Source organism: Gemmatimonadota bacterium, from assembly GCA_041390105.1.
Taxonomy (GTDB): Bacteria; Gemmatimonadota; Gemmatimonadetes; order Longimicrobiales; family Gaopeijiaceae; genus JAGQIF01.
Map to the genome: position 1 here is coordinate 403,318 of JAWKQO010000004.1, position 20,111 is coordinate 423,428.

Annotated in this window: 19 protein-coding genes; 9 read left to right on the top strand and 10 right to left on the bottom strand. The window is 68.5% G+C overall.

Going from position 1 to position 20,111, the window contains the following annotated elements; translation table 11 throughout:
- Positions 1–177 precede the first annotated feature (177 nt).
- Positions 178–765, top strand: a complete 588-nt coding sequence (locus R3E10_18280) for an ECF-type sigma factor (protein MEZ4417710.1) — start codon at positions 178–180, stop codon at positions 763–765.
- Here R3E10_18280 and R3E10_18285 read toward each other — a convergent pair.
- From R3E10_18285 to R3E10_18305, 5 genes are all read right to left on the bottom strand, one after another.
- On the bottom strand, positions 762–1,346 hold the full coding sequence (locus R3E10_18285; protein MEZ4417711.1) for a 5-formyltetrahydrofolate cyclo-ligase: 585 nt from the start codon (positions 1,344–1,346) through the stop codon (positions 762–764). The genes R3E10_18280 and R3E10_18285 overlap by 4 nt on opposite strands.
- Positions 1,346–3,421: a TonB-dependent receptor gene (locus tag R3E10_18290; protein MEZ4417712.1), complete on the bottom strand. Its 2,076-nt coding sequence runs from the start codon at positions 3,419–3,421 to the stop codon at positions 1,346–1,348. Before R3E10_18290 ends, R3E10_18285 begins: the two co-directional genes overlap by 1 nt.
- A 129-nt stretch (positions 3,422–3,550) precedes the next feature.
- Positions 3,551–4,009, bottom strand: coding sequence for a hypothetical protein (locus tag R3E10_18295; protein MEZ4417713.1), 459 nt, complete (start codon positions 4,007–4,009; stop codon positions 3,551–3,553).
- Between the two features lie 87 nt (positions 4,010–4,096).
- Positions 4,097–4,594, bottom strand: a complete 498-nt coding sequence (locus R3E10_18300) for a DinB family protein (GenBank protein ID MEZ4417714.1) — start codon at positions 4,592–4,594, stop codon at positions 4,097–4,099.
- Positions 4,591–7,563, bottom strand: a complete 2,973-nt coding sequence (locus R3E10_18305; GenBank protein MEZ4417715.1) for a prolyl oligopeptidase family serine peptidase — start codon at positions 7,561–7,563, stop codon at positions 4,591–4,593. Before R3E10_18305 ends, R3E10_18300 begins: the two co-directional genes overlap by 4 nt.
- A gap of 158 nt (positions 7,564–7,721) precedes the next feature.
- Here R3E10_18305 and R3E10_18310 point away from each other — a divergent pair, with 158 nt between their 5' ends.
- The gene (locus R3E10_18310; protein MEZ4417716.1) at positions 7,722–8,105 is read left to right on the top strand and encodes a VOC family protein; all 384 of its coding nucleotides are present in this window, start codon (positions 7,722–7,724) and stop codon (positions 8,103–8,105) included.
- 62 nt (positions 8,106–8,167) lie between these two features.
- Here R3E10_18310 and R3E10_18315 read toward each other — a convergent pair whose 3' ends face one another.
- From R3E10_18315 to R3E10_18335, 5 genes are all read right to left on the bottom strand, one after another.
- Positions 8,168–8,452: a DUF427 domain-containing protein gene (locus R3E10_18315; protein MEZ4417717.1), complete on the bottom strand. Its 285-nt coding sequence runs from the start codon at positions 8,450–8,452 to the stop codon at positions 8,168–8,170.
- Positions 8,453–8,598: 146 nt separating this feature from the next.
- Complete coding sequence (locus R3E10_18320; GenBank protein MEZ4417718.1) at positions 8,599–9,696, bottom strand: YncE family protein; 1,098 nt, start codon at positions 9,694–9,696, stop codon at positions 8,599–8,601.
- Positions 9,697–9,713: 17 nt separating this feature from the next.
- Complete coding sequence (locus R3E10_18325) at positions 9,714–11,702, bottom strand: Ig-like domain-containing protein (GenBank protein MEZ4417719.1); 1,989 nt, start codon at positions 11,700–11,702, stop codon at positions 9,714–9,716.
- Between the two features lie 89 nt (positions 11,703–11,791).
- Complete coding sequence (locus tag R3E10_18330; GenBank protein ID MEZ4417720.1) at positions 11,792–12,484, bottom strand: response regulator transcription factor; 693 nt, start codon at positions 12,482–12,484, stop codon at positions 11,792–11,794.
- Positions 12,485–12,486: 2 nt separating this feature from the next.
- Positions 12,487–14,193 (bottom strand): HAMP domain-containing sensor histidine kinase, encoded by a 1,707-nt coding sequence (locus R3E10_18335; protein ID MEZ4417721.1) that lies wholly within the window; start codon positions 14,191–14,193, stop codon positions 12,487–12,489.
- Between the two features lie 220 nt (positions 14,194–14,413).
- On the opposite strand from R3E10_18335, the gene R3E10_18340 reads away from it, so the two are divergent.
- The 7 genes from R3E10_18340 (at position 14,414) to R3E10_18370 (ending at position 20,046) form a co-directional block, all read left to right on the top strand.
- Positions 14,414–15,181 carry a c-type cytochrome gene (locus R3E10_18340; GenBank protein ID MEZ4417722.1) on the top strand — a complete coding sequence of 256 codons (768 nt, stop codon included), beginning with the start codon at positions 14,414–14,416 and terminating at the stop codon, positions 15,179–15,181.
- A 53-nt stretch (positions 15,182–15,234) separates the two neighbouring features.
- Positions 15,235–15,645 carry a DoxX family protein gene (locus R3E10_18345; protein MEZ4417723.1) on the top strand — a complete coding sequence of 137 codons (411 nt, stop codon included), beginning with the start codon at positions 15,235–15,237 and terminating at the stop codon, positions 15,643–15,645.
- A 116-nt stretch (positions 15,646–15,761) separates the two neighbouring features.
- Positions 15,762–16,832 carry a hypothetical protein gene (locus tag R3E10_18350; GenBank protein ID MEZ4417724.1) on the top strand — a complete coding sequence of 357 codons (1,071 nt, stop codon included), beginning with the start codon at positions 15,762–15,764 and terminating at the stop codon, positions 16,830–16,832.
- Between the two features lie 106 nt (positions 16,833–16,938).
- Positions 16,939–17,508, top strand: coding sequence for an RNA polymerase sigma factor (locus tag R3E10_18355; protein MEZ4417725.1), 570 nt, complete (start codon positions 16,939–16,941; stop codon positions 17,506–17,508).
- Positions 17,499–18,119 (top strand): glycogen-binding domain-containing protein, encoded by a 621-nt coding sequence (locus tag R3E10_18360; GenBank protein ID MEZ4417726.1) that lies wholly within the window; start codon positions 17,499–17,501, stop codon positions 18,117–18,119. Before R3E10_18355 ends, R3E10_18360 begins: the two co-directional genes overlap by 10 nt.
- A complete protein-coding gene (locus R3E10_18365) occupies positions 18,119–19,420 on the top strand; it encodes a glycogen-binding domain-containing protein (protein ID MEZ4417727.1) in 1,302 nt (433 codons plus the stop codon). The genes R3E10_18360 and R3E10_18365 overlap by 1 nt, the downstream gene beginning before the upstream one ends.
- A complete protein-coding gene (locus R3E10_18370) occupies positions 19,417–20,046 on the top strand; it encodes a hypothetical protein (protein ID MEZ4417728.1) in 630 nt (209 codons plus the stop codon). The genes R3E10_18365 and R3E10_18370 overlap by 4 nt, the downstream gene beginning before the upstream one ends.
- Positions 20,047–20,111: the final 65 nt, after the last annotated feature.

The window sequence follows — 20,111 nt, forward strand, 5'->3', positions numbered from 1 at the left end:
GCCCGCTGGGCGAGCGCGACCTCCGCCCCTGCGGTAGATTGGCCCCATCGGTCGGTCCACCGCCGGGGCGTCGCCGTGTCCGGCCCCTCCACCCCGTTGCGCCTCTCCCGGCAGGTCGGACCGACGCGGGGTGCCCACCTTCTTCAGCGACCTGCTAGGCCCCAGGAGAGTCGAAGCATGGCCAACGGCGAGCTCACGCACTGGTTGTCGCGCCTCAAGAGTGGGGAGACGGACGCGCTGGATCAGCTCCTTCCCCGCGTCTATGACGAGTTGCGCTCCCTGGCCAAGGCCCAGCTGCGCAAAGAGGATACCGGCCACACCCTGGGAGCCACCGCGCTCGTGCACGAAGCGTATCTGCGCCTGGCCGATCGCCACCAGCTCGACCCGCAGGATCGCCACCACTTCTTCGCCATCGCCGCGCAGGCCATGCGACGGGTGCTGATCGACCACGCGCGCACACGCAAGCGCAAGAAGCGGGGCTCGGGCAAAGTGGCCCTTTCCCTGGAGCACGCCGGCGCCCTGCTGGCCGACGACGGCGCCGAGGAGCTTCTCGCCCTGGACCGAGCGCTGGATCGCCTCGCCGCTGCCAATCCGCGGGCGGCTCAGGTGGTGGAGCGGCGCTTCTTCGCCGGGCTGACGCTGGAAGAGACGGCCACATCGCTCGGCGTCTCCCTGAAGACGGTGCAGCGGGACTGGCTGCTGGCCCGCGCCTGGCTCCAGAACGAGATCGGAGTCGAACGCGCGGACGACACGACCGTCGACTAGGACGGTCGGATGACTCGCTCTTCTGTCACCACGGCCGCCAGCTGAACGTCGTGCGGCTCCACGGGGAGCTCAGGGAGGATCTGAGCCTCGTAGGCGAGCCCCACTGCCGGAAAGGGCCGACCTTCCAGGAAGCGATCGAAGTAGCCCGCCCCGTATCCGAGACGGTAGGCGCGCTCATCGAAGCTCACTCCCACCAGGATGGCCACGTCGATGCGGCCATCGATCTCCCCCTCGGTGATCGCGGCGGCTGCCCCAGCGGGCTGCTCCAACCCGAACGACAGCGTCTCGGTGACGCAGGGCCAGCGATGGACGGTGAGTCGCGTGGTGCCCGGAACGGCACGGGGCACAAAGACGGTGCGTCCCTCCGCCGCCAGGCGTCCGATGAGCGCGCGCGTGTCGATCTCGTGACCGAACGAAAGGCACACGAGGAGTGAGCGGGCGTGGGCGACCTCTGGCAGATGCAGCAGACGAGCGCAGGCGCGCACCGACAGGGACTCGGCCTTGGCGCCGGACAGGGCAGCCACCCGGCGACGCAGCTCATGACGCAGCTGCGCCTTGGTGCCCCCAGCCGCACCGGTCATCACAGCCCCCAGGTCATGGTCAGGCGAAGCTGACGTGGCTCGGCCGGATGGAAATGAAGGTCCTCCACACCGCCCGGCGGCTCACCACTCAAGCGGGAGCCGTACCAATACTGGATGTCGGAGTCTTCGGCGTCGAGCACGTTCAAGACCGTCAACCCCAAGCGCGCGGCTCCGCGCTGCCACCCCATGCTGAGGTTCAGCAGCGATGTGGCCCGGGCGAGCTGCTCGCCGCCTTCGGTCAAGGGATAGGCTCCGAAGCGACGCATCCGTACGCTGGCGAACGGGCCTCGCTCGGAGGATTCCCAGGCCACTCCCGCCGCCACCACATTCTCGAGCGCCCCTGGAATCCGGTCGAAGCCCTCGCGGACGCCCGAGAATCGCGCCCGAGTGAACGACAGATCGAGATCAGCGCTCAGACGGGGGGTGACGCGGTAGAAGGTCGTGAGCGTAGCACCCACCCGACGGCTGGCATCACTCGGTTCCGTAGTGCCTGCGTCTCCCACGAACAGCAGCTCGCTGTCCAAGGCGATGGCCCATAGTGCCACGGTCGTGCGCACGCCACCGACGGGCGTCGCTCGGAGCCCGATCTCGGCACCGTAGGAGCGGATCAGAGGATCGACCGGGTCGGCCCTCTCGTCGGTCAGCGGATCGATGGTGGTGACCGTGCCCCGGGCATCGTTGCTGTGGAAGCCAAGCCCGGCGCTGGCATAGACCTCGGTGCCGGCGAAAGGACCGAAGGCGAGAGACGCCTTGGGACTCAGGATGCGATCGTCGACGCGCCCGCTGTTGGCCGCGCGGTCGCTGCGCACATCGAACCGGTAGTGGTCGCCCCGAAGTCCCAGTGTCGTGCGGAAGATCGGCGACCAGTCACTTTCCACCTGCGCGAACAACCCCGTTCCCCACTGCCTGGCCTGATCGGCGCGAATCGCTCTGACCTCCGTGCGCCGCGCGGTCCGTGAGAGCGTGACGTCCGCGTCGTCGTAACGCATCTGGGCGCCCACCGTCAACTCATGTGCTCGCCCTCCGAGGTAGAGGCGCTGGACGTGCGCCAGGTTGAGCCCGAGCGTCCGACGCTCGCGGTCGCGCTGGCGGATCTGGTCCCCGCTGGTCGGGTCGTCCAGCGCGTACGTGAAGTTGCTGAACAGATCCAGGTCGTAGCGGATGGCGTAGAGATCGAGCCTTTGACTGCCTCGCCCACCGCTGCGCATCCAGGTCCCGGACACGCTGTAGCGCGCGCTCGCGCCTCCCAGCGTCGGATCGACCTGCCCGAAGCGCCCGATCAATCCGGAATCCACCGCCCGGCGAGGGACCTGATCGGAAGATTGCCAGCGGTTGTCGTAGGCGAGGGCGAGAAGCGACAGCACGCTTCCTGGGCGCTCGCGGGTCCAACGCGCCAGCGCGCTCACTTTCCGCAGATCCTCCGGCTTCTCCCAGGGGCCGTCGTACACCTTCAGCTCCGCCCCGACGAGAAGTGTCCCGCCCGCGGCGGGCGCGGAACCGGCTGCCACGACACGCGCGAAGCCATCCTGACCCAGACCCGCCGAAAACAGAGGCCGGTCGAGGGCCCGACGCAGTCTGAGGTGAGCTCCGCCTGCACTGCCGAAGTCCCCGATCTCGGCGTAGTAGTTGCCGAGCGCGTACTCGACGTGGTCCACCAGCTCGGGAATGATGAAGTTCAGATCCGTGTAGCCTTGGCCGTGGGCGTGGGTGGGGATGTTGACGGGCATGCCTTCGATGCGTGTGGAGAAGTCGGTGCCATGATCGAGGTTGAAGCCACGCACGAACATCTGATTCGACTTTCCATCCCCGCTGTGTTGGGTGAGGATCATCCCCGGCACGGTCTCCAGCAGCTCCGCTTCCCGCCCCAGGGGCCGCAAGCGTAGGTCCTGGAAGCCCACATAGCCGACGGACGCTGTGGCAGCCAGGCCGGTCAGGTCATCGATACGCCCCTGCACCAGAAGTGGCTCGAGGACATAAACGACCGTGTCCGGAGGGGTGGGCTTAGGGGGTGCTTGGCCCCACAACGGCGCTGCCAGGATCGCCAGCAGCGGGGTAAGCACAGGAATGATCCACATGATGCCTCATTCGATTCCGAGAGAAGCGCGATCGAACCCGCGGCCGTCCCGCCACCGTCGGAAACACGCAGCAACGTGCTCCGAGGTGCCGGGATCGAACGCGGCTCCAGTGTGATGATGGAGTGAGGATCAGGCGCGCGGCGGAGGTCCAGGCGGGGCTGGGCGAACGGCCGACGGTGTGCCGGCGACGAGCGCGGTCCACACCAACGCAGGTGGCGGCGACGCGAGTCGGGTCGCGGAGGAAGGCAGGTGTGCGTTGAGACCGTCGACGTCCGGAGCACGAGAGGAGAGGCCGTCCCCTTCGGTCTCGGCCGCTTCGAGGAGCGCGCCCACTGGCCCGCCGTGAGCGTGGGGCACCCCGCTCCCGTGCTGATGCACGAAGCCGATCTGAGGCCCCGGCAGGGACTCGGCCGACTCGTGGCTGAGCCCCATGCGGGCCGCCACGCGCCGTTGTTCCCCGGCGGTAGCCACCAGGTGGGAGGCCCCGTGCCCCACGCCGGCCAACACCCGGGTCCCGGCAGGCGCCGCATAGACGAACAGGGCGACCGCCGCGACTGCGGCACGTAGATGGGAGCGACGAAGAAGCATGGTCGGACCGAGCACGGGGACGACCCGGAGACTAGTCCGCCCTGCTACGGCGGGCAAGGGTGTCGGGGCTTCGCCGCCCAGCCCAACTCAGGCCAACGCCTTGAGCCCGAGCATCTGGGCCGAGGCACCCTCGCCGGTCACCATGCGACGGTGGTAGTCCACTTGACCCAGATGGTAGCCCAGGTGTACGGCCAGGTGGACGAGGAATCGTCCAAACGGCGCCGAGGCACCATTGGGCATCGCGAACGGGTCGTCGAGCACGTCGGGACTCATGCGGTCCAGCGCACCCAGCACCTCGGTTCGCGCCGCGTCGATGCGGGTGATCAGCTCACTGCGCGGAAGGTCACGGTCGCCGAACTCGGCTTCCCGATCGCGTACGTAGCCGGAGCCTCCGAGGAGGGCGCCAATGAAATGACGCAGGTTGCCCACCAGGTGGAGCGCCAGCGTTCCTGCGCTGTTGGGCACTCCCTCCGGCAGCACCCACACCGACGCGTCGTCCGGATACAGCTCCAGCTCTCGCTGCAGGCCGTCCAGGTCCCGGCCGATGATCACTCGGAGGTCGTCCAGAAGGGCTCGGTCGCTCACGAGACCACCTTCTTCTTCTGGCGGCTCTTGAGATGGTCTTCCATCTGGAGGCGTGGCACGCCGTTCTCCCACCAGTCGGGTGCAGGGGCGCCCCGCAGGTAGTGATCGAAGAACTCCATCATACGGACGGTATAGTCCTTCTGGTTCGTTGGCTCCCTGAGTCCGTGGTTCTCCCCTACGTACTGCAACAGCACCACGTCCTTCTGCAGCTCACGCAGCGTGTTGAAGAAGGTGATGCCCTGATTGAAGTCCACCGCCCCGTCCTTCTCGTTGTGCAGCAACACCACGGGAGTGGTGGCCTGGTCCGCGTGGAACGCCGGCGAGTTCCGGATGTAGGCGTCGTAGTTCTCGATGAAGCTGCCCTTGAAGCGCCCCTGGCTGGACTCGAAGATCGCCATATCGGCGCTCCCCGTGTTCCAGTAGATGGAGCTGTACATGCTGACCATGTCGGTGAGCGGCGCCCCGGAGACGATGCTGGCGAAGATGTCCGTTTGCGTGAGCAAGAACGCCGACTGATAGCCGCCCCAGGAGTGCCCGTGCAGCCCCACGTGTTCCTCATCCACGATGCCGGTGGCGATCGCCGCCTTGACGGCCGGGATGACGCACCATACCGCGGACATGCCTGGATCGTTGATCGTGTACACGATGTCCGGCATCAGCACGGCATACCCGCGGCTCGTGTATACGCTGGGGTTGAACGCCCGCGTTTCGTTGGGCACCGAGTAGCTGTGCAGATTCTGTGACAGCTTCTCGTAGATGTAGACCACGGTCGGATAGGACTGCCCCGGCTGATAGTCCGCCGGCAGGAAGAGCGCGGCCTGCAGCGAATCCCCCTTGTCGCTCACGTAGTCGACCAGTTGCGCGCCCGCCGACCACGCGTATTCCGCCTGCTGCGGGTTCGCATCCGTCAGTCGGACGGGTTGGGCGAACGTCCCGCGAGCCGCCCACCAGTCCGGGAACTCCACGAACGTCTCACGGGAGTAGACGAAGGTCTCGGTGTCGACCGCACGCTGCACCGTGAAGGAAGCATCGTCCCAAAGAAGACGCTCTGTACGGCGTTGCCCCGGACGCAGGCGCTCCAGGCCTCCCTTCTTGGTGCGCTCTCCATAGGCCGTGAAGTAGACGGGTTTGCTGAAGTCGATCCCCTCCATGTCCGGATCGTAGGCGATGCGTCGGGGATGCCGGACGCCGGTCTCCCGCCCATCCATCGTGAGGTTCACGGCCGTGCCGCCGTCGACCGGCACCCGCCACACGTCCCAATCGTCGTTCAGTACCACGCTCCGGGAGTCCGAGGCCCACCCCATGGGCGCGAGTGGGGGGTCCACCACGTTGTGGTCGTCTTCGACGTCGACGAACGATGTGGGCAGGCCCTCGGTGATGGTGCGCGTGGTGCCCTTCGTGAAGTCGTAGACGTGGTAGTGCTTGTCCGCGTAGTAGAGCAGCTTGCTGCCGTCCGGCGATGGCAGCACCGGCCAGCGATGGGCCGTGAGGATCTGGGTGGCGGCGCCGGTCCGCGTGTCGATCGCATAGACGTCCCGGCGATTGCCGCCGTCGATCGCGTCACGCAGCTGATAGTCGCGCTCATCGTACCCCACCGCGTAGTGCTGCCCGGGTGCGAGCGTCACGTCCCTGAGCTCGTCGGTGGCCAGCCGGACGAAGCCGCCGTCCGCAACCCGCATCCCCGCCAGGTACGCGTAGCGCTTGTCGCGGCTCTCTTCGACCTGTTGCTGCGACTGCAGTCGAGGATCGCGCCCGTGCCACAGCACCAACGTGGGTAGATCGTCCTCCCCGAGGCTGGGTGGGGGCGATTGCATTGCGCCCGGCGTCCCCGCGGCGGGCCGCACGTCCGGTCGCTCCTTCCCGGAGTCGGCCTCCGCCCGCTTGGGGGCCAGCCCGAAGAAGAGCATCGACCGATCGTCCGCCCACTCGGGAGCGCGCGCCTGACTGATCCGCAGGTCGGCCGGGAAACCCGGCAGCTCGGCCGGATCGGCGGTGATCCGCTGCGGGCTGCCTCGCTCCAGACCAGTGAAGCCCAGGGCCACGAAGGCGGTATCGGACGTGGTCGTATCCACGCTGCCGATCAGCACCGCGAGCGAGCGCCCCTCCTCGGACCACGCCAACTGCTTGTACACCTTGGTCTGGCTGTCCAGCGTGCGCACCACGTCCGTGGCGAGGTCCCGCACGGCCACGGTGTTGCCCACGCGGTCCTTCGTCTCGGTGGTCCAGGCGATCCACGTGCCGGAGTCGTCGAGGGCGTAGTCGGCCACGCTGCCCACGGTGGTCACCAGTCCCGTCGAAAGCTCCAGGAGCAGCAGATCCGCGCCGGACCCCGCCCCTTCACCTTCGTCGAGGGCACGCTGCATGACCAGAAAGCGCGGCAGGTCCCCTGCGAACTCGTGACCTCGCACCCGTTCGAACGAGCGGGACTCGCCCGTGGAGAGCTCCACCACCGTCACACCGTTCTGCAGCGTCTTCTTGTCCTTCTTCGCTTTCTTGGCGGCTTCCGCCGTCGGATAGCTGGTGAAGGCCAACCACTTTCCGTCCGCAGAGAAGGACAGAGGTCCGCGCGGGGCCGGCCCGAACGGGTTGAACCCGGCCGGTCCGGTGGGCTCACCGATCGGGAAGCGCTGCTCCTCGCCCTCTCCCGTGGGCCGCACCACGACCTCCGCATCGCCCTCGTTGGGCACCAGCTGATACGCGAACCAGGTGCCGTCGTTGGAGATCTGCTGCCAGCGGATCGACTTCCAGAACGCGAGGTTCGTGGGGTCGAGGGGCGGAAGCGCGGCGGGCGGGGCACCCGCTGCCACGCGCATGGACGCCGCTTCCTGTGCGAGCAACGGACCCGCGGACGCGGCCGCCAAGACCATGAACAGGACGATGAGTGATCCCGACACCACGGGCTGCCAGCTACCGGTGAGCGGGAGCGACCGATCGGACAGCGGGGGACGAGCGAGGGCGCGGCGTGCCATGGGGTCTCCTTGGGCCAGGTGCTGAGGCAAACTCCACCCGAGGCAGCCGGACCGCAACCGGTCTGGCAGAGGCGCCCGTTCCGCGGGGGCCCGCCGCCTTGGGACAGACCTCGCGACCCCTTCCGTATGTTCGGAGTCCCGCCTTCTGGAGCCATGTCATGCACGCACTCGTCCCGTACCTGGTCTTTCCCGGATCGTGCCGCGAGGCGCTCGGCGCCTACCGGGCCGCCCTTGGTGGAGAGATCGTCACGCTGCAGACGTTCGCCGAATCCCCGCTCGACGTGCCGCCGGAACTCTCCGAGCGCGTGTTCAATGCGGAACTCCGAGCGGGCCAGTTGGTCCTCAAGGCGTCCGACGATCTTCCATCCCACCCGGTCCAGGTGGGAGGAAACGTCTCGCTCTTCCTGACCTTCGCCGAACGCTCCCAGCGGGACCGGGTCTTCGGGCAGCTCGTCGAGGGCGGCGCCACGCTGTTCGCACCGGATGGCGAGTTCTCGATGCTGCGCGACCGCTTCGGGATCCAGTGGATGCTGGTAGGCTGAGTCGCGGCGCCGCCCTTGAGTCCGCGGCGGCGCGATCGCGCTGGGCAGTCCCGGGGTCTGCTCTACCCCTCCACCTTCACCCCACGCCAAAAGGCGACGCGATCCTTGATTTGCTGCGCTGCCGGCTTGGGATCGGGATAGTACCAGGCCGCGTCACGATTCACCTGATCGCCCACGACCACATGGTAGTAGCTCGCCTGACCCTTCCACGGACACGTGGTATGCGTGTCGCTGGGGAGCAGGTGGGATCGATCCACGGCTTCGGGAGGGAAGTACGCGTTCCCCTCCACGATTTCGATATCGTCGCTCTCGGCGATGAGCGCGTTCTTCCAGGTGGCTTTGGCCATTTCTCGCTCGCTTCCGCTTCGGGACCTTCTCGTCGCGCATCCAATCCACGAGAGATGGGGCGTGTTCCCGGTTCGCTCGGTCTATCCCGAAGCGCGGCCCTCCCCGGCCCCGCCACCTCTGGGCCGGGGCGTCCCCGGTGGCCTCGTCACTCAGGCACCAGGGCCAATCCACCCGCTTGCTTCCCCACCTCGGCCTTGGCTACGGGCTGCAGGCGCTCCAGGTCGATCACCTCCACCAGGCCCGGCTGCCCGCCGATGCCCTCCACGGTCACGAACGCGTAGCGGCTGTCCGGCGTGACGACCACCCCGTGGGTGACCTTCTGAGCGCTGGGAAGGCGTGCCAGCTCCTCCCCGCTGGACCGGTCGAAGACCGCCAGTTGCGCGCCCCCCTTGAGCGTGGCCAGCAGGCGAGTCCCATCCGGTGTGAGGGCGAGATTGTAGGGCGCCCCCTGTGCGGGAATGCGCCGCACCACGGACCAGCGCTCCAGATCCACTTCTACGATCTCGTGAGACTTGTTGCAGGCGACGTAGAGTCTCTCGCCCCGCTCGCTGGGGGCGGTCCAGGTGGGCGAGCACGTTTGCTGCGCGGCCATCCCGGCGCCGCTCCCACCGGACATGTCGTGTCCCTCGTGTCCGGCGTGCGCCGTCACCGCGGCACCCGTCACCAGATTCAGGCGGCGCGTGACCTCGAGTGAAACGGTAGACGTCTCCACGAGTTGATCGTCCATCATGCAGGCCGAGTAGTTGAACCTGCCGTCTGCGGACATGCGGGACCCGTGGGGCATGGTGCAGGTCTCCGTCTGCGCCACTTCATCCATCGTCTGCGTATCGACGATGGAGACGGTGCTGGGCACGTGATCGCCGTAGAAGTTGGAGTTGACGATGAACGCCAACGCTCCCTCGGGCGTCAGCGAGACCGTGGCGGGAAACAACCCCAACTCGGCCGTCCCCACCACCGTGTCCGCCCCCACTTCGTACTTCAGCAGTGTCCCGTTGGGATAGCCGTGGCCCAACGTGAGGTACCAATACTCTCCGGTCGGGTCGAAGAAAATGCCGTGCGGACCCTCGATCTCCGCCGGCCAACGGCCCACGCGGATCACTTTCTCGACGGACAGATCGCCCCCGGCGTCGTAGCGGAGCACGGTGACCTCGTCCTCCGATTCGGAGGCCACGTAGACGCGGTAGCTCTGCGCGGCGACGCTTCCCGGCGGGAGCGCAGCCACCCATCCCAGGGCGAGGAGCACGCACCCCACGGCGCTCCTCACGGAATCAGCCCTCGCCGCGGCTGCAGCTTGATGGCCCAGAGCCCGGAGTGGTGTTCCGCGATGAAGAGATTGCCCTTGTGCATCTGGGGGCCCCAGGAGAACGGCGCGTTGGGAACGAAGCTGTCCGGGTCGTTGGCCATATAGTGGGCAATCTCACGGCCCTGGATGCCCAGGTTGCCTTTGAGCTCGCCCGAGATATCGATCACCCGCGTGCCGCCGTTGTAGAAAGCCGCGTACAGGCGGTCCTCTTCGATCCACATGTTGTGGGATCCGGCCTCCGGCACTTCGTAGCGCGCCACCTCTTCCGGGTTCATGGGGTCGGTGAAGTCCACCACGTGGATGTAGCCCGCCATGCGCGGGGGGGTCCGGTTGGCGTCGAGATCGTTGAAGCCGGGGCGGCCGATCTCGTCGCCCATGAAGATGTAGAACTTGCCCGTGGGGCTCTTGTACGGGAAAGCGGCGTGTGTGGCACCGCCGACGTCCGCGAATCGGTACATCAACACCGGGTTGGAAGGGCTCCCACCTTTGTTGCCACCCCCGACATCGATGACCGCCACGCCATCGCCCCAGTTGGACGAATAAGCGATTCCGTCCACCACCCAGACGTCGTGGATGGCGTGCCCCGGCGTGTCCAGCTCGAATCGCCCCACCCGGTGCGGGTTTCGTGGGTCCGCGATGTTGATCACGTCGAAGCGGATGCCGTTGTTCACCGCATAGACATGGTCCTGGTAGATGAAGAGATTGTGCACGCCTCCGGTCAGCTCGTCGTCGAAGGTCGACAGGATCTCCACGTTGCGAGGATCGCTGCAGTCCAGGATGACGATGCCGTTCCGGCGATTGGACGCGCCTTCCCTCGAGATCACGCAGATGCGCCCGTCTTCGGAGACCTTCACGTCGTTCGTGGTGCGCGCGTCCACGACGATCGAATCGGTCATCATGGGGCTGGACGGGTTGGTCACGTCCCAGAAGTACGCGGCGCCGAACGCGCCCCAGGTCCCGGTGATCGCGTAGTCGCGGCCGTCCACGCCCTCCCACACCCACAGGTCGGAGGTGGGTACTGCGCGCACGGCACCCTGCCCCACGAACGTCACCTCCTCACTCACGTGACGGGGCTCGATCTGGAGCGTCTGGTGGGCACTGTGCCCGGGCACGGAAGCCATCACGGTGTAGATGCCCGGTTTGTAGGCCACGAAGCGGCCCTCTTGGTCGATCTCCGCAGCGGGGACATCCGCAGTGGCCTCGGGAGCCGGGTAGGAGACCACCGCGTAGGAGACGGGAATGTCCGTGACCGGCGTGCTTCCGGCCTGAGCCGTTGCCGTGAAGTGGATCACGTCCCCGGTCCGACCCACGGTCTGGGACCCCGTGAGGGCGAGCTCGGTCACGGGATTGGCCTGGACGGCGTAGGCGACCCGCCCTTCCACGCCGGCCGCGGTGGCGGTGAGCGTCACTCGACCCGGTCGGTGCGCGGTCAGTACTCCGAAGCGATCCACCGTGGCAATCGACGCGTCACTGGAGCTCCAGGTCACAGGGGTGTCGCCCCGAACGTCGCCAGCCTCGTCGAACACCGTGGACAGGTGCCGCACCGTGGCGCCGACGTAGAAGCGGCCGCCTGCTCCGGGTTCCACCACCACCCGTTCGATCGGCGGGTATTCTACGAGAATCGTCAGGTCCGCTCGAACGTTGCGGTCGCTCGCCACCATCACGATCACCGGATACTCACCCCCGTAGACGGCCTCCACGGCACCGGTGGTGCGGTTGACGTCCAGTCGGCCCCGACCACTGCGGGCCAGGTACATGAGGGGCTCGTCCAGGACGTTGCCGTTGGCATCGAGCACGCGGGCCTGGATCTGGGCGGTCTGGCCCGGGCGCAGCACCAGACGCTCCTGGGCCAGCTCCACCCGCAGCGGCGCGGTTTGGCCGCCGAGGCCAGGGGCGGTCAGCCCGAGAAGGACTGCGAGGGACGCGAAGATCGGGAACGCTCTCATGGGCACTCCGGGCGGAACGGGCCGGTCGGGGATGGGGACGGAGGAGGGACTGCCTCGAAAGTCGGGTCTGGGGAGCGCTCAGGCAACGATCACGGCTCCAGCCGATAGCCGATCTTACGCACGGTCACGATCCAGCGCGGCCGGGAGGGGTCCGGTTCCACCTTGGCCCGCACCGTTGCGATGTGCGTGTCGATGGTGCGTGTCCGGATACGATCGGGCTCCGGGAAGCCCCACACTTCCGCGAGCAACGTCTCGCGGGAGACCGCCCGGCCACGGTGGCGAATCAGACACGCCAGCAAGTCGAACTCCAGGGGGGCCATCTCCAGCTCCGCGCCCTCCCGGGTCACGGTGCGGGCGGCCAGATCGACCATGACCTCTCCCACGCGGTGGTGGCCGCCCGGGCGAGCGAGGGCGTCAGGGACAGCGCGCCGCAAGATCGCCCGGATGCGCAGCAACAGCTCGATCAAGCCCACCGGCTTGACGACATAGTCGTCTGCGCCGAAGCGGAACCCCTGCACCTTGTCCACATCCTCGCCTCGCGCCGAGAGGATGAGCACCGGCGTCGCTTGGTCGCGCTCCCGCAGGCGGCGCAGCACGGTCAGACCGTCGACTCCGGGCAGCATCAGGTCCAGCACGATGAGCTCGGGTTCCCAACCCATGGCGTGCTCGAGCGCTGCCTGTCCGTCGTGCACGACAGCAACGGTATGCCCGTCGCTCTCCAGACTCTGTCGAAGTGCGAGCGCCAACGTGGGGTTGTCCTCGACGACCAGGATCCGGCTCACCTTCACCCCGCCCGCTGCGGAGGATGCTGTGCTCGCGGAACCCGTACCGAGAAGCGCGCGCCTCCCTGCGCGCCACGCCCGACCTCGACACGCCCGCCCATGCCGCCGACGATCTGTCGCACGATGGAGAGCCCGATCCCGCTTCCCGCAGTCCCGCTCGTGCCCTCGCGCTCCAGGCGCACGAATGGATCCCAGATCCGGGAGCGCTGTGCCTCGGGAATGCCTGGCCCCCCGTCGCTGACCGCGACCTCGGCCCACCCGTCCACGTCCCTCACCTCCACCGCGATCGTCTGGCCCTCGGGACCGTACTTCAGGGCATTGTCCAGCAGATTGATCAAGACGCGCTTGAGCCCGTCCGCGTGCACTCGCGCGTACACGGGACCGTCGCTGGAGACCCGGATCTCGTCTTGTCGTCCGGCGGCGAGCGGTCGAAACGCCTCGACCGTCTCCTGGGTGAGCGCCGTCACATCGAGGTCGCCGGCAGGCGCCGGGGGAGGCTGGCGACTGGAGAACTGGAGCAGGTTCTCGGTGAGCGCGATGAGTCGCTGGGTCTCCGAATGCATGATGTCGAGGGCCTGTCGCGTCTGCGCGTCGCCCTGCAGCCGCCCCGTGCGCAACAGGTCCGAGAAGAGGAGGATCTGCTGCAAAGGCGTGCGTAGCTCATGCGAGGCGCTTTGAACGAAGCGGGCGCGCATGCTGATGAGCTCGTGACCTCGCCTGAGTTGCCGCAGCGCGATCCACAACAGAGCAGCGGTGAGCAGCAGAAGGCCCAGCGCCAGCGGCAGCCGTGATCGGGGGAGTCCCCCGCGGATGAGGCGCTCCGCAACGCGTGGAAGCAGCGAGACGCGCAGCTCCAACCCTGGATAGACCCGGGCAGGCTGCACCCGCACCGTGCCGTAGAAGGCCGTGCCGTCGTAGAGCTCCGCCGGGGGCCGTGCCCAGCTCTCGCCGAACACCAGCACGCTGTCGGCGCCCCGCACCGACAGACGGAACAGCGAGTCGCTGGGAGTGCTCCCCACCAAGCGGGGCGGCAACGCTTGGGTCGTGGCCAACGCCCGCTCGAACACGTTGCCCTGCCGGGTGCGCCAACAGCTCTCGAACCCATAGACCACCCGCTCGGCGCCGTCTCCCCAGGCGCGGTAGGTGATCAGCGTGCGCCGATCGCCGACCAGGCCGCTGCGGTGTCGTACGGTGCGGTCATCCAGCTCGGAGGAACCAGCGGGGCTCTCGTCTTCGGGGCGCGCGAGAAGGGACCGGATCCATCCCTCGAACTCCGGACTGGCGGGACCGGTCACCAGCAGTGCACCGCTCGCCGGCTGGAAACGGAAGTAGCGCCGCGAGGCGCCAGCACTCTCGGGCTCGCAACGCGATCGCTCGGGATCGACGCGAAGCACATCGGGATCCGGCAACGCGCCTCCTGCGCGGGCACGCGCCAGCTCGACCGGATAGAAGGTGTAGAGCAACTCCTCCTGCATGAGCCGGTGCACGGACGTGGCCAGCAGGTACGCGGCGAACTCCGCCTGCTCGCGGGCCGAGGAGCGAGCGGAAACCCGATGCTCGCGCCCGGCGTCCCAAGCCTGATAGGCCAGCGCCAGAGCCATCACGAATCCCAGGCCGAGCGGCACCAGGATGGACACCCAGCCGAAGCCCAGGGTGCCCGAGTCCTCCGGAGGAGGCCGGCGCCATCCCTCGGACGCAGTCCGCGACAAGAACGGTCTGTTCCAGGCCATGGACGGAAGTGAAGCCCACCTCGCTCCAAGGACCAGTCCCGGGCGCTCGGCACCCCACTGCGCTGCGGGGACTTTGCAGCTTCCTGACATACCCTTTGCCAGACGCCCACGCCGCCCGCTGTCCGCGCCCCAAGCCTGCCTCCACCTTCAAGAGATCCCGCGGCGCGCGCGGGAGGTCCCCACCGACGGAGGCCGGTCCGTGCATTCGACGCGAGTTCGTCCTGGAGTATGGAGCGCCGTCCCCATCACCGCCGTTTTGCTCGGTATGGGGGCCTCGGGGCTCGGCGCCCAGATCCCGCAGCGGTTCACCAACCTGCACTACTATCCCGAGGACATCTCACGCGGGGAACTGGTGGGCGCGATGCGGCAGTTCTCCTTCGCGTTGGGTGTCCGCTGTCAGTATTGCCACGTCGGGGGAGACGGAGAATCGTTCGACGGCGTCGACTTCGCCTCCGACGACAAGCTCGCCAAGCGTCGCGCCCGGGCCATGCTGGAGATGGCGGAGACCATCAACACCACGCTGCTGTCCGATCTCCCGGAACGGGCCACTCCCGCCGTGGACGTACAGTGTCGGACGTGCCACCGGGGCCTGGCGCGACCGCGAATGATCGACGATCTCCTGCGGGAGCGCATCACCGCCGAGGGCGTCGACGCTGCCGTGGCCTACTACCGGGAGCTGCGCGAACGCGAGTACGGCGGGTGGAGCTACGATTTCAGTGAGTGGGTGATCACAGATCTGGCGAACGACTACGTCCGCGCGGACGACCCACAGACCGCCGCCGCCCTCATGCGCATGAACGCAGAGTTCCACGCGGAATCGTTCAGCGTCTGGGCCGCACTGGGCGGGACGGAGGCGGCAGCGGGGAATCGCGACGCTGCCATTGCCGCCTATCGGCGCGGACTCGAACTCTCCCCCGACGATCCCCAGATCCTCCGCCTGCTGGAGCGGCTGGGCGTGTCGCGGTGAAGACGGCACCCACGGAAGACCGCGCGGTTGCGCCGACACGACCGGCGCCGACGGTGTGGACACGCCTCCGTCTGCTCCTGGCCTGGGTGGTGGGGCTCTATCTGCTCACGGTTTTCGTGCCGCAGGGCTGGCGCAAGTTCGACCCCGAAGGCTTCTGGAGCGCGCCCTTCCAGCGCTGGGGCTATCCCCCCTGGTTCCGCGTCCTGGTGGGAATCCTGGAGACCGGTGGCGGGATCGCACTCGTGGTCCCTTGGCTGGCGACCTACGGAGGTACCGCGCTGGCCCTGGTCATGGGCGGCGCGTTCTACACCCGGTGGGGCTCCGGCTATCCGATGGATCTGGCGTGGATCGCGGCCTGGGGCGCGGCGGCCCTGTGGGTGGCGTACGAATGGCGCAGCTGGCGCTGGCGACCCCGGAGCCCCCTCGGAACCAACGCCACAACCGACTCCACCACAGTGGGTTAGAGGGCCTCTCTCCCTGCGGGCCCTCGCGCCCTGTGACGCGATCCGCCCCCGGCTCGTCTTCGAGATGAACGTCGCTCGCACGACGGCCAAGCATCTCAACCGCCGGAGACGGAATCATGAACAGCAACCAACGACTTCTGACCCTCACGCTGGCGCTGGGCGCGCTGGCGCTCAGCGCCTGCGACCGGACGCCGTCCGATCCGGGGCTGGACGATGTGCTCTCTCCCGCCGGAGAACCGACGCTCGACGCGGAGCTGGTCCTCGCGGTCGATCCCGCGCTGGCCGAGGTGGCCCTGGAGAGCGCGGAAGCCCGCGTGCAGCGGGTGCGCTCCCCGCAGGTGGAAGAGCGACTGCGCCGGGCGCGGGAACACTTCGAGACGGCACGCCGCCGCTACGCTGCGGGTGACCACAGCGACGCCCGTCGCCGCGGCCAGCAGGCCCGCGAATCGATCGCCGATGCGCTCATCGCGGGGCTCGGTGCCACCTCCGTGGAGGGGATGATCCAGGAGACCGAGTCGCTGGTGGCCTCATTGGACGTGGACGGCAGCGCCTACGACGAGCCCGCGCAGCTCGGTGCCATGTTGGCGCAGCTCGTGGCCGCCGCCCAGGTGGACAAGGCCCAGGGCAACGACCGCGGCGCCGGCGAGAAGATGGTGCGCGCCCGCCAGCACGTGGACCAGGCCGGACGCCGGAAGGACCCGTCCGACCGCCGGCCCCACGACCTGTTCGGCCGTGACGACCGCGTACGACTGCAGGTGGCGATGGGGGGTGAGGCGGTGGCCACCGCGGGCCGGCTGATCCTCACGCCGACGGAGACGCAAACGCGGCTGTTGGACACCGCCGCCGAGTTGCAGCGGCTGGCCGAGGCCGCGCTGGCCCAGGGTGAATGGGGACGCGCGAACACGCTCTCTCGGGAAGCCGAGATCACCGCGCTACGCGCCGTGATCGACGTCGACGGTGTCGATCATGCGGAGGCCAACCAGATCGCGGACCTGGCCGAACAACTCCTCGCGGAGGCCCGTGAGGTGGTGGAGCGTGGCGCCGCCGCCGTGGATCCCGCGGAGGCGATCCTGGAGTTGGCGGAGCGACTCTTCACCGAGGGCTCTGCCCAGTTGGGCTCGGGCGAGGTGCGGGGTCTGGCGCTCTTGTGGCACTCGGCCGCGGCCTCCTCGGTGCTGATCCCCTGAGGACCTCTGGGGGCCCGGTTCCGGGACGCTGGTGTCGGGCCCCGCGGGGCCCGGCGCCACGTCCGCGATCCGGTCCCCGGCCCGAAGCTTGCGACCCCAGCCCTCTATGAGCACCAAGAGGCCAACGCCCAGCACCGCGACGCCCAGCGACGGCGCCGTGGTGCGCGCCGTCCTGGCCGGCCAGCACGAGTTCTACCGACTGCTGGTACGACGCCATCAGGACGCGCTCTACCGGCATGCAGACCGCATGCTCGGCAGTGCGGACGAGGCGGCCGATGTGGTGCAGCGCGCGTTTGTGAACGGGTACCAGAAGCTGCCGCGCTGTGCGGAGCCCGAGAAGGTAGGTGGGTGGCTGTTTCGCATCTGCGCGAACCTGTGCAAGGATGTGCTTAAGAGTCGTCACCGCAAGGTGCTCTCCCTGGAAGCCGCCGAGGTCGTGGTGTCCGAGGACGAGAGCGCGTGGGAACGAGCCGAGCGCGCGCAGGTGCGGGCGCGGGTCAAAGACGCCCTGGTGCGATTGCCTCCCGACCAACGAGAGGCCTTCCTGCTCAAACACGTGGAAGGACACTCATACGACGAGATGGCCGAACTCCTGGGAGCCTCGGTCTCGGCGCTGAAGATGCGGGTGCTGCGCGCCCGCGAGGAGTTGCAGGAGATCCTGCGGGTATGCCGATGAATGAGAACGTGAGGAAGGTCCTGGACGGTGAGCTGCCCCGCAGCGCGCTGGACGATGCCGCACTGGAAGATCTCGCCCTTTGGGAACAGGCGCTGGATGAGCTGAAGGCAGACGCCCCCGCGCACGCACCGCTGGGTCTCGAGGACCGCATCATGGCCGAGGTCGGGTCGCTCGCGGAGGGCACAGCCTTGCCCGACCGTCAGCGGACTTGGCTGCTCAGGCCCCGCACGCTGCGAGTCACGCCCCTCACGGGACTCCTGGCCGCCGCCGCAGTGGCGGGCCTCATCCTCTGGCCACAAGAGCGGCCCGCTTCGTCACCGAGCACGGAGGTCTTCGTGCAGTTCTCGCTGGAGGCCCCGGGTGCCACCTCGGTCGCGGTGGCGGGTGACTTCAGCGAATGGGAAGGCCTCAATGCATTGACGGATGTGGACGGAGATGGCGTATGGACCGGCCGGATCCGGCTCGAGCCGGGCGTCCATCAGTACATGTTCGTGATCGACGGTTCCGACTGGGTGACCGATCCCCGGGCCGAGCGCTACAGCGACGACGGCTTCGGGAATCGCAATGCGGTGATCGCCGTGGAAGCGCCGACTCCGGACGCCATCGGCTGATGCCGAGCCCGACCTTTCCCGGCCGCGCTTTGTTGCTGGCGCTCCTGGTGTCACTGCCGAGCAGTGGCACCGCGCAGGAGGGCCGCATCGGATTCGAAGCGGGATGGGCGCGCCGCTTCCCGCCTTCGGGCACGGACGCGGTACAGGCCAGCTACGCGCTGGCGGGCCTCTCGGCGGACTACCGAACGGCCTTGGGAAGCGGGGCGTGGCTGTCCGTGGTGGGAGGCCGCGCTCTGGACGATGTGGGCAGCGATTGGGGTTCGGTCTCGTTCGGGAGCGAGGGGTGGTGGACGCCGGTAGGGCGGTTGGATCTGGGCACGACGCTCGACGGCTACGGGTTCGCAGTGGACGAGCCCTATACCTACCGCGCGTGGGCCGGCACCGTGCGACCGCGTCTTCGTGTGCGGGCAGGCCGCCTCCACCTGCTCGCGCACGTCGAGGCCGGCGGCGGTCACTCGCGGATCGAAGCGCGCATCACCGATACGGATCGCATCACGCGCAACCGCCTGGACCGCGCGGGCGACACGCCGCTCATCCGGCGTGCCGAGAACGATCTCTGGCACCGCGCCTGGGGCGGCGAGGTACGGCTGCTCAGCGGACCGGTGCTGTGGTCGGCGGGCGCGACCGGGTACGACACCAGAGCCGGGCGCTGGCGGCGGGCATCCGGGTCGGTCGCTGGCGCCCTGTTGGGAACGGTCTGGCAGGCGTTCGTGTCCTCTTGGTCCGGACCCGCGGGCGACGAGCTCACCGGTGGCTTGCTGTTCCAGGTGCCGCTCGGTGGCTCCTGGAGCGCGCGTGCCAGTGGCCTTCGGACCGAGCCGGATCCGTTGGTGCACACCAGCGGGGCGCCTCAGGGCGGACTCATCCTGCGCTGGGACGGCCTTCGCTTCGCGGCGCCGGCCACCCCGATCTACGCCGTAGAAGGCGAGCCGCACGGAGAACGCGCCGCCACCTTCCGGCTGGAAGCCGACGACGCTGCGACGGTGGAGCTGGTGGGTGACTTCAGCGACTGGTCGCCGGTCCCCATGCAGCGCGACGGAGACACCTGGACCGCGCGCGTTGGGGTGCGGCCGGGGTTGTACCACTTCGGATTCTTGGTGGATGGTGAGTGGTACCTGCCGGAGAAAGGCGTGCCCGGACGGGTATCGGACGAATGGGGTCGGGAGAACGGCACGCTGGTGGTGCCCGGTCGCGACGACGAGACGATGGAAGACGATGTGACGGACCGGGCCGCCCGGTCGTCTTCAGGACAGGAGAAGGGGCTGCCCGGTGCGGGCTGCCCGGGAGCGGACGCACGATGAGACGCACATACGCAACCCTCGGCACCTTGATCCTGGCCCTGCCCTGTGCGTTGGCCGGGCAGGATGCGGAGGCTCGCCTCGCCCAGGTGCTGCCCGCCGAGGCGGTGGCTCGGATCCAGGCGCTGGTGGCGGACGCCACACGAGCCGGAGCCCCCGCCGAGCCGCTCTACGACAAGGCATTGGAGGGAGCGGCCAAGCGGGTGCCCGCGGAGCGCATCCTGGCCGCGCTCCAGGCCTATTCCGGTCGACTGCAGGAGTCCCGCAGCCTGCTGGGTGGGGAGGCCACCGGGCCGGCCGTAGTGGCGGGCGCCGACGCACTGCAGCGCGGAGTGCCCGGAGAGGCGCTGCGCGCCGTGGGCCGGGAAGCGGGGGAGCGAACGCCAGTGGCGCTGGTCGTGCTCGGCGATCTGGCGGAGACGGGTGTGCCGGTGGACGGCGCCCTGGAGGTGGTGCGGCAGGCGCTGTCCCAGCGGGAGAACCCGGACGCGCTGCTCCACGTTCCGGCGGCGGTGCGCCGCTTACTGCGCGACGGCGTGGCTCCCGATCGCGCCGTGCGTGACGTGACGCGCCTCATGCGGGACGGCGTGCCACCGGACCGGATCCGGGGAAGGCGACCGGGCGGGTAGGGCTCCGCCGCGAGGGCGGGGTAGGCGCAGGATCGGATCTTGACAGGCCGCCGCACCCAATCTCA

Bases quoted from the DNA above. Each gene is read 5' to 3' on its own strand.
- R3E10_18370 (MEZ4417728.1), top strand. From the start codon at position 19,417: ATGAGACGCACATACGCAACCCTCGGCACCTTGATCCTGGCCCTGCCC.
- R3E10_18295 (MEZ4417713.1), bottom strand. From the start codon at position 4,009: ATGCTTCTTCGTCGCTCCCATCTACGTGCCGCAGTCGCGGCGGTCGCC.
- R3E10_18365 (MEZ4417727.1), top strand. From the start codon at position 18,119: ATGCCGAGCCCGACCTTTCCCGGCCGCGCTTTGTTGCTGGCGCTCCTG.
- R3E10_18305 (MEZ4417715.1), bottom strand. From the start codon at position 7,563: ATGGCACGCCGCGCCCTCGCTCGTCCCCCGCTGTCCGATCGGTCGCTC.
- R3E10_18315 (MEZ4417717.1), bottom strand. From the start codon at position 8,452: ATGGCCAAAGCCACCTGGAAGAACGCGCTCATCGCCGAGAGCGACGAT.
- R3E10_18280 (MEZ4417710.1), top strand. From the start codon at position 178: ATGGCCAACGGCGAGCTCACGCACTGGTTGTCGCGCCTCAAGAGTGGG.
- R3E10_18360 (MEZ4417726.1), top strand. From the start codon at position 17,499: ATGCCGATGAATGAGAACGTGAGGAAGGTCCTGGACGGTGAGCTGCCC.
- R3E10_18285 (MEZ4417711.1), bottom strand. From the start codon at position 1,346: ATGACCGGTGCGGCTGGGGGCACCAAGGCGCAGCTGCGTCATGAGCTG.
- R3E10_18350 (MEZ4417724.1), top strand. From the start codon at position 15,762: ATGAACAGCAACCAACGACTTCTGACCCTCACGCTGGCGCTGGGCGCG.
- R3E10_18310 (MEZ4417716.1), top strand. From the start codon at position 7,722: ATGCACGCACTCGTCCCGTACCTGGTCTTTCCCGGATCGTGCCGCGAG.
- R3E10_18325 (MEZ4417719.1), bottom strand. From the start codon at position 11,702: ATGAGAGCGTTCCCGATCTTCGCGTCCCTCGCAGTCCTTCTCGGGCTG.
- R3E10_18355 (MEZ4417725.1), top strand. From the start codon at position 16,939: ATGAGCACCAAGAGGCCAACGCCCAGCACCGCGACGCCCAGCGACGGC.
- R3E10_18290 (MEZ4417712.1), bottom strand. From the start codon at position 3,421: ATGTGGATCATTCCTGTGCTTACCCCGCTGCTGGCGATCCTGGCAGCG.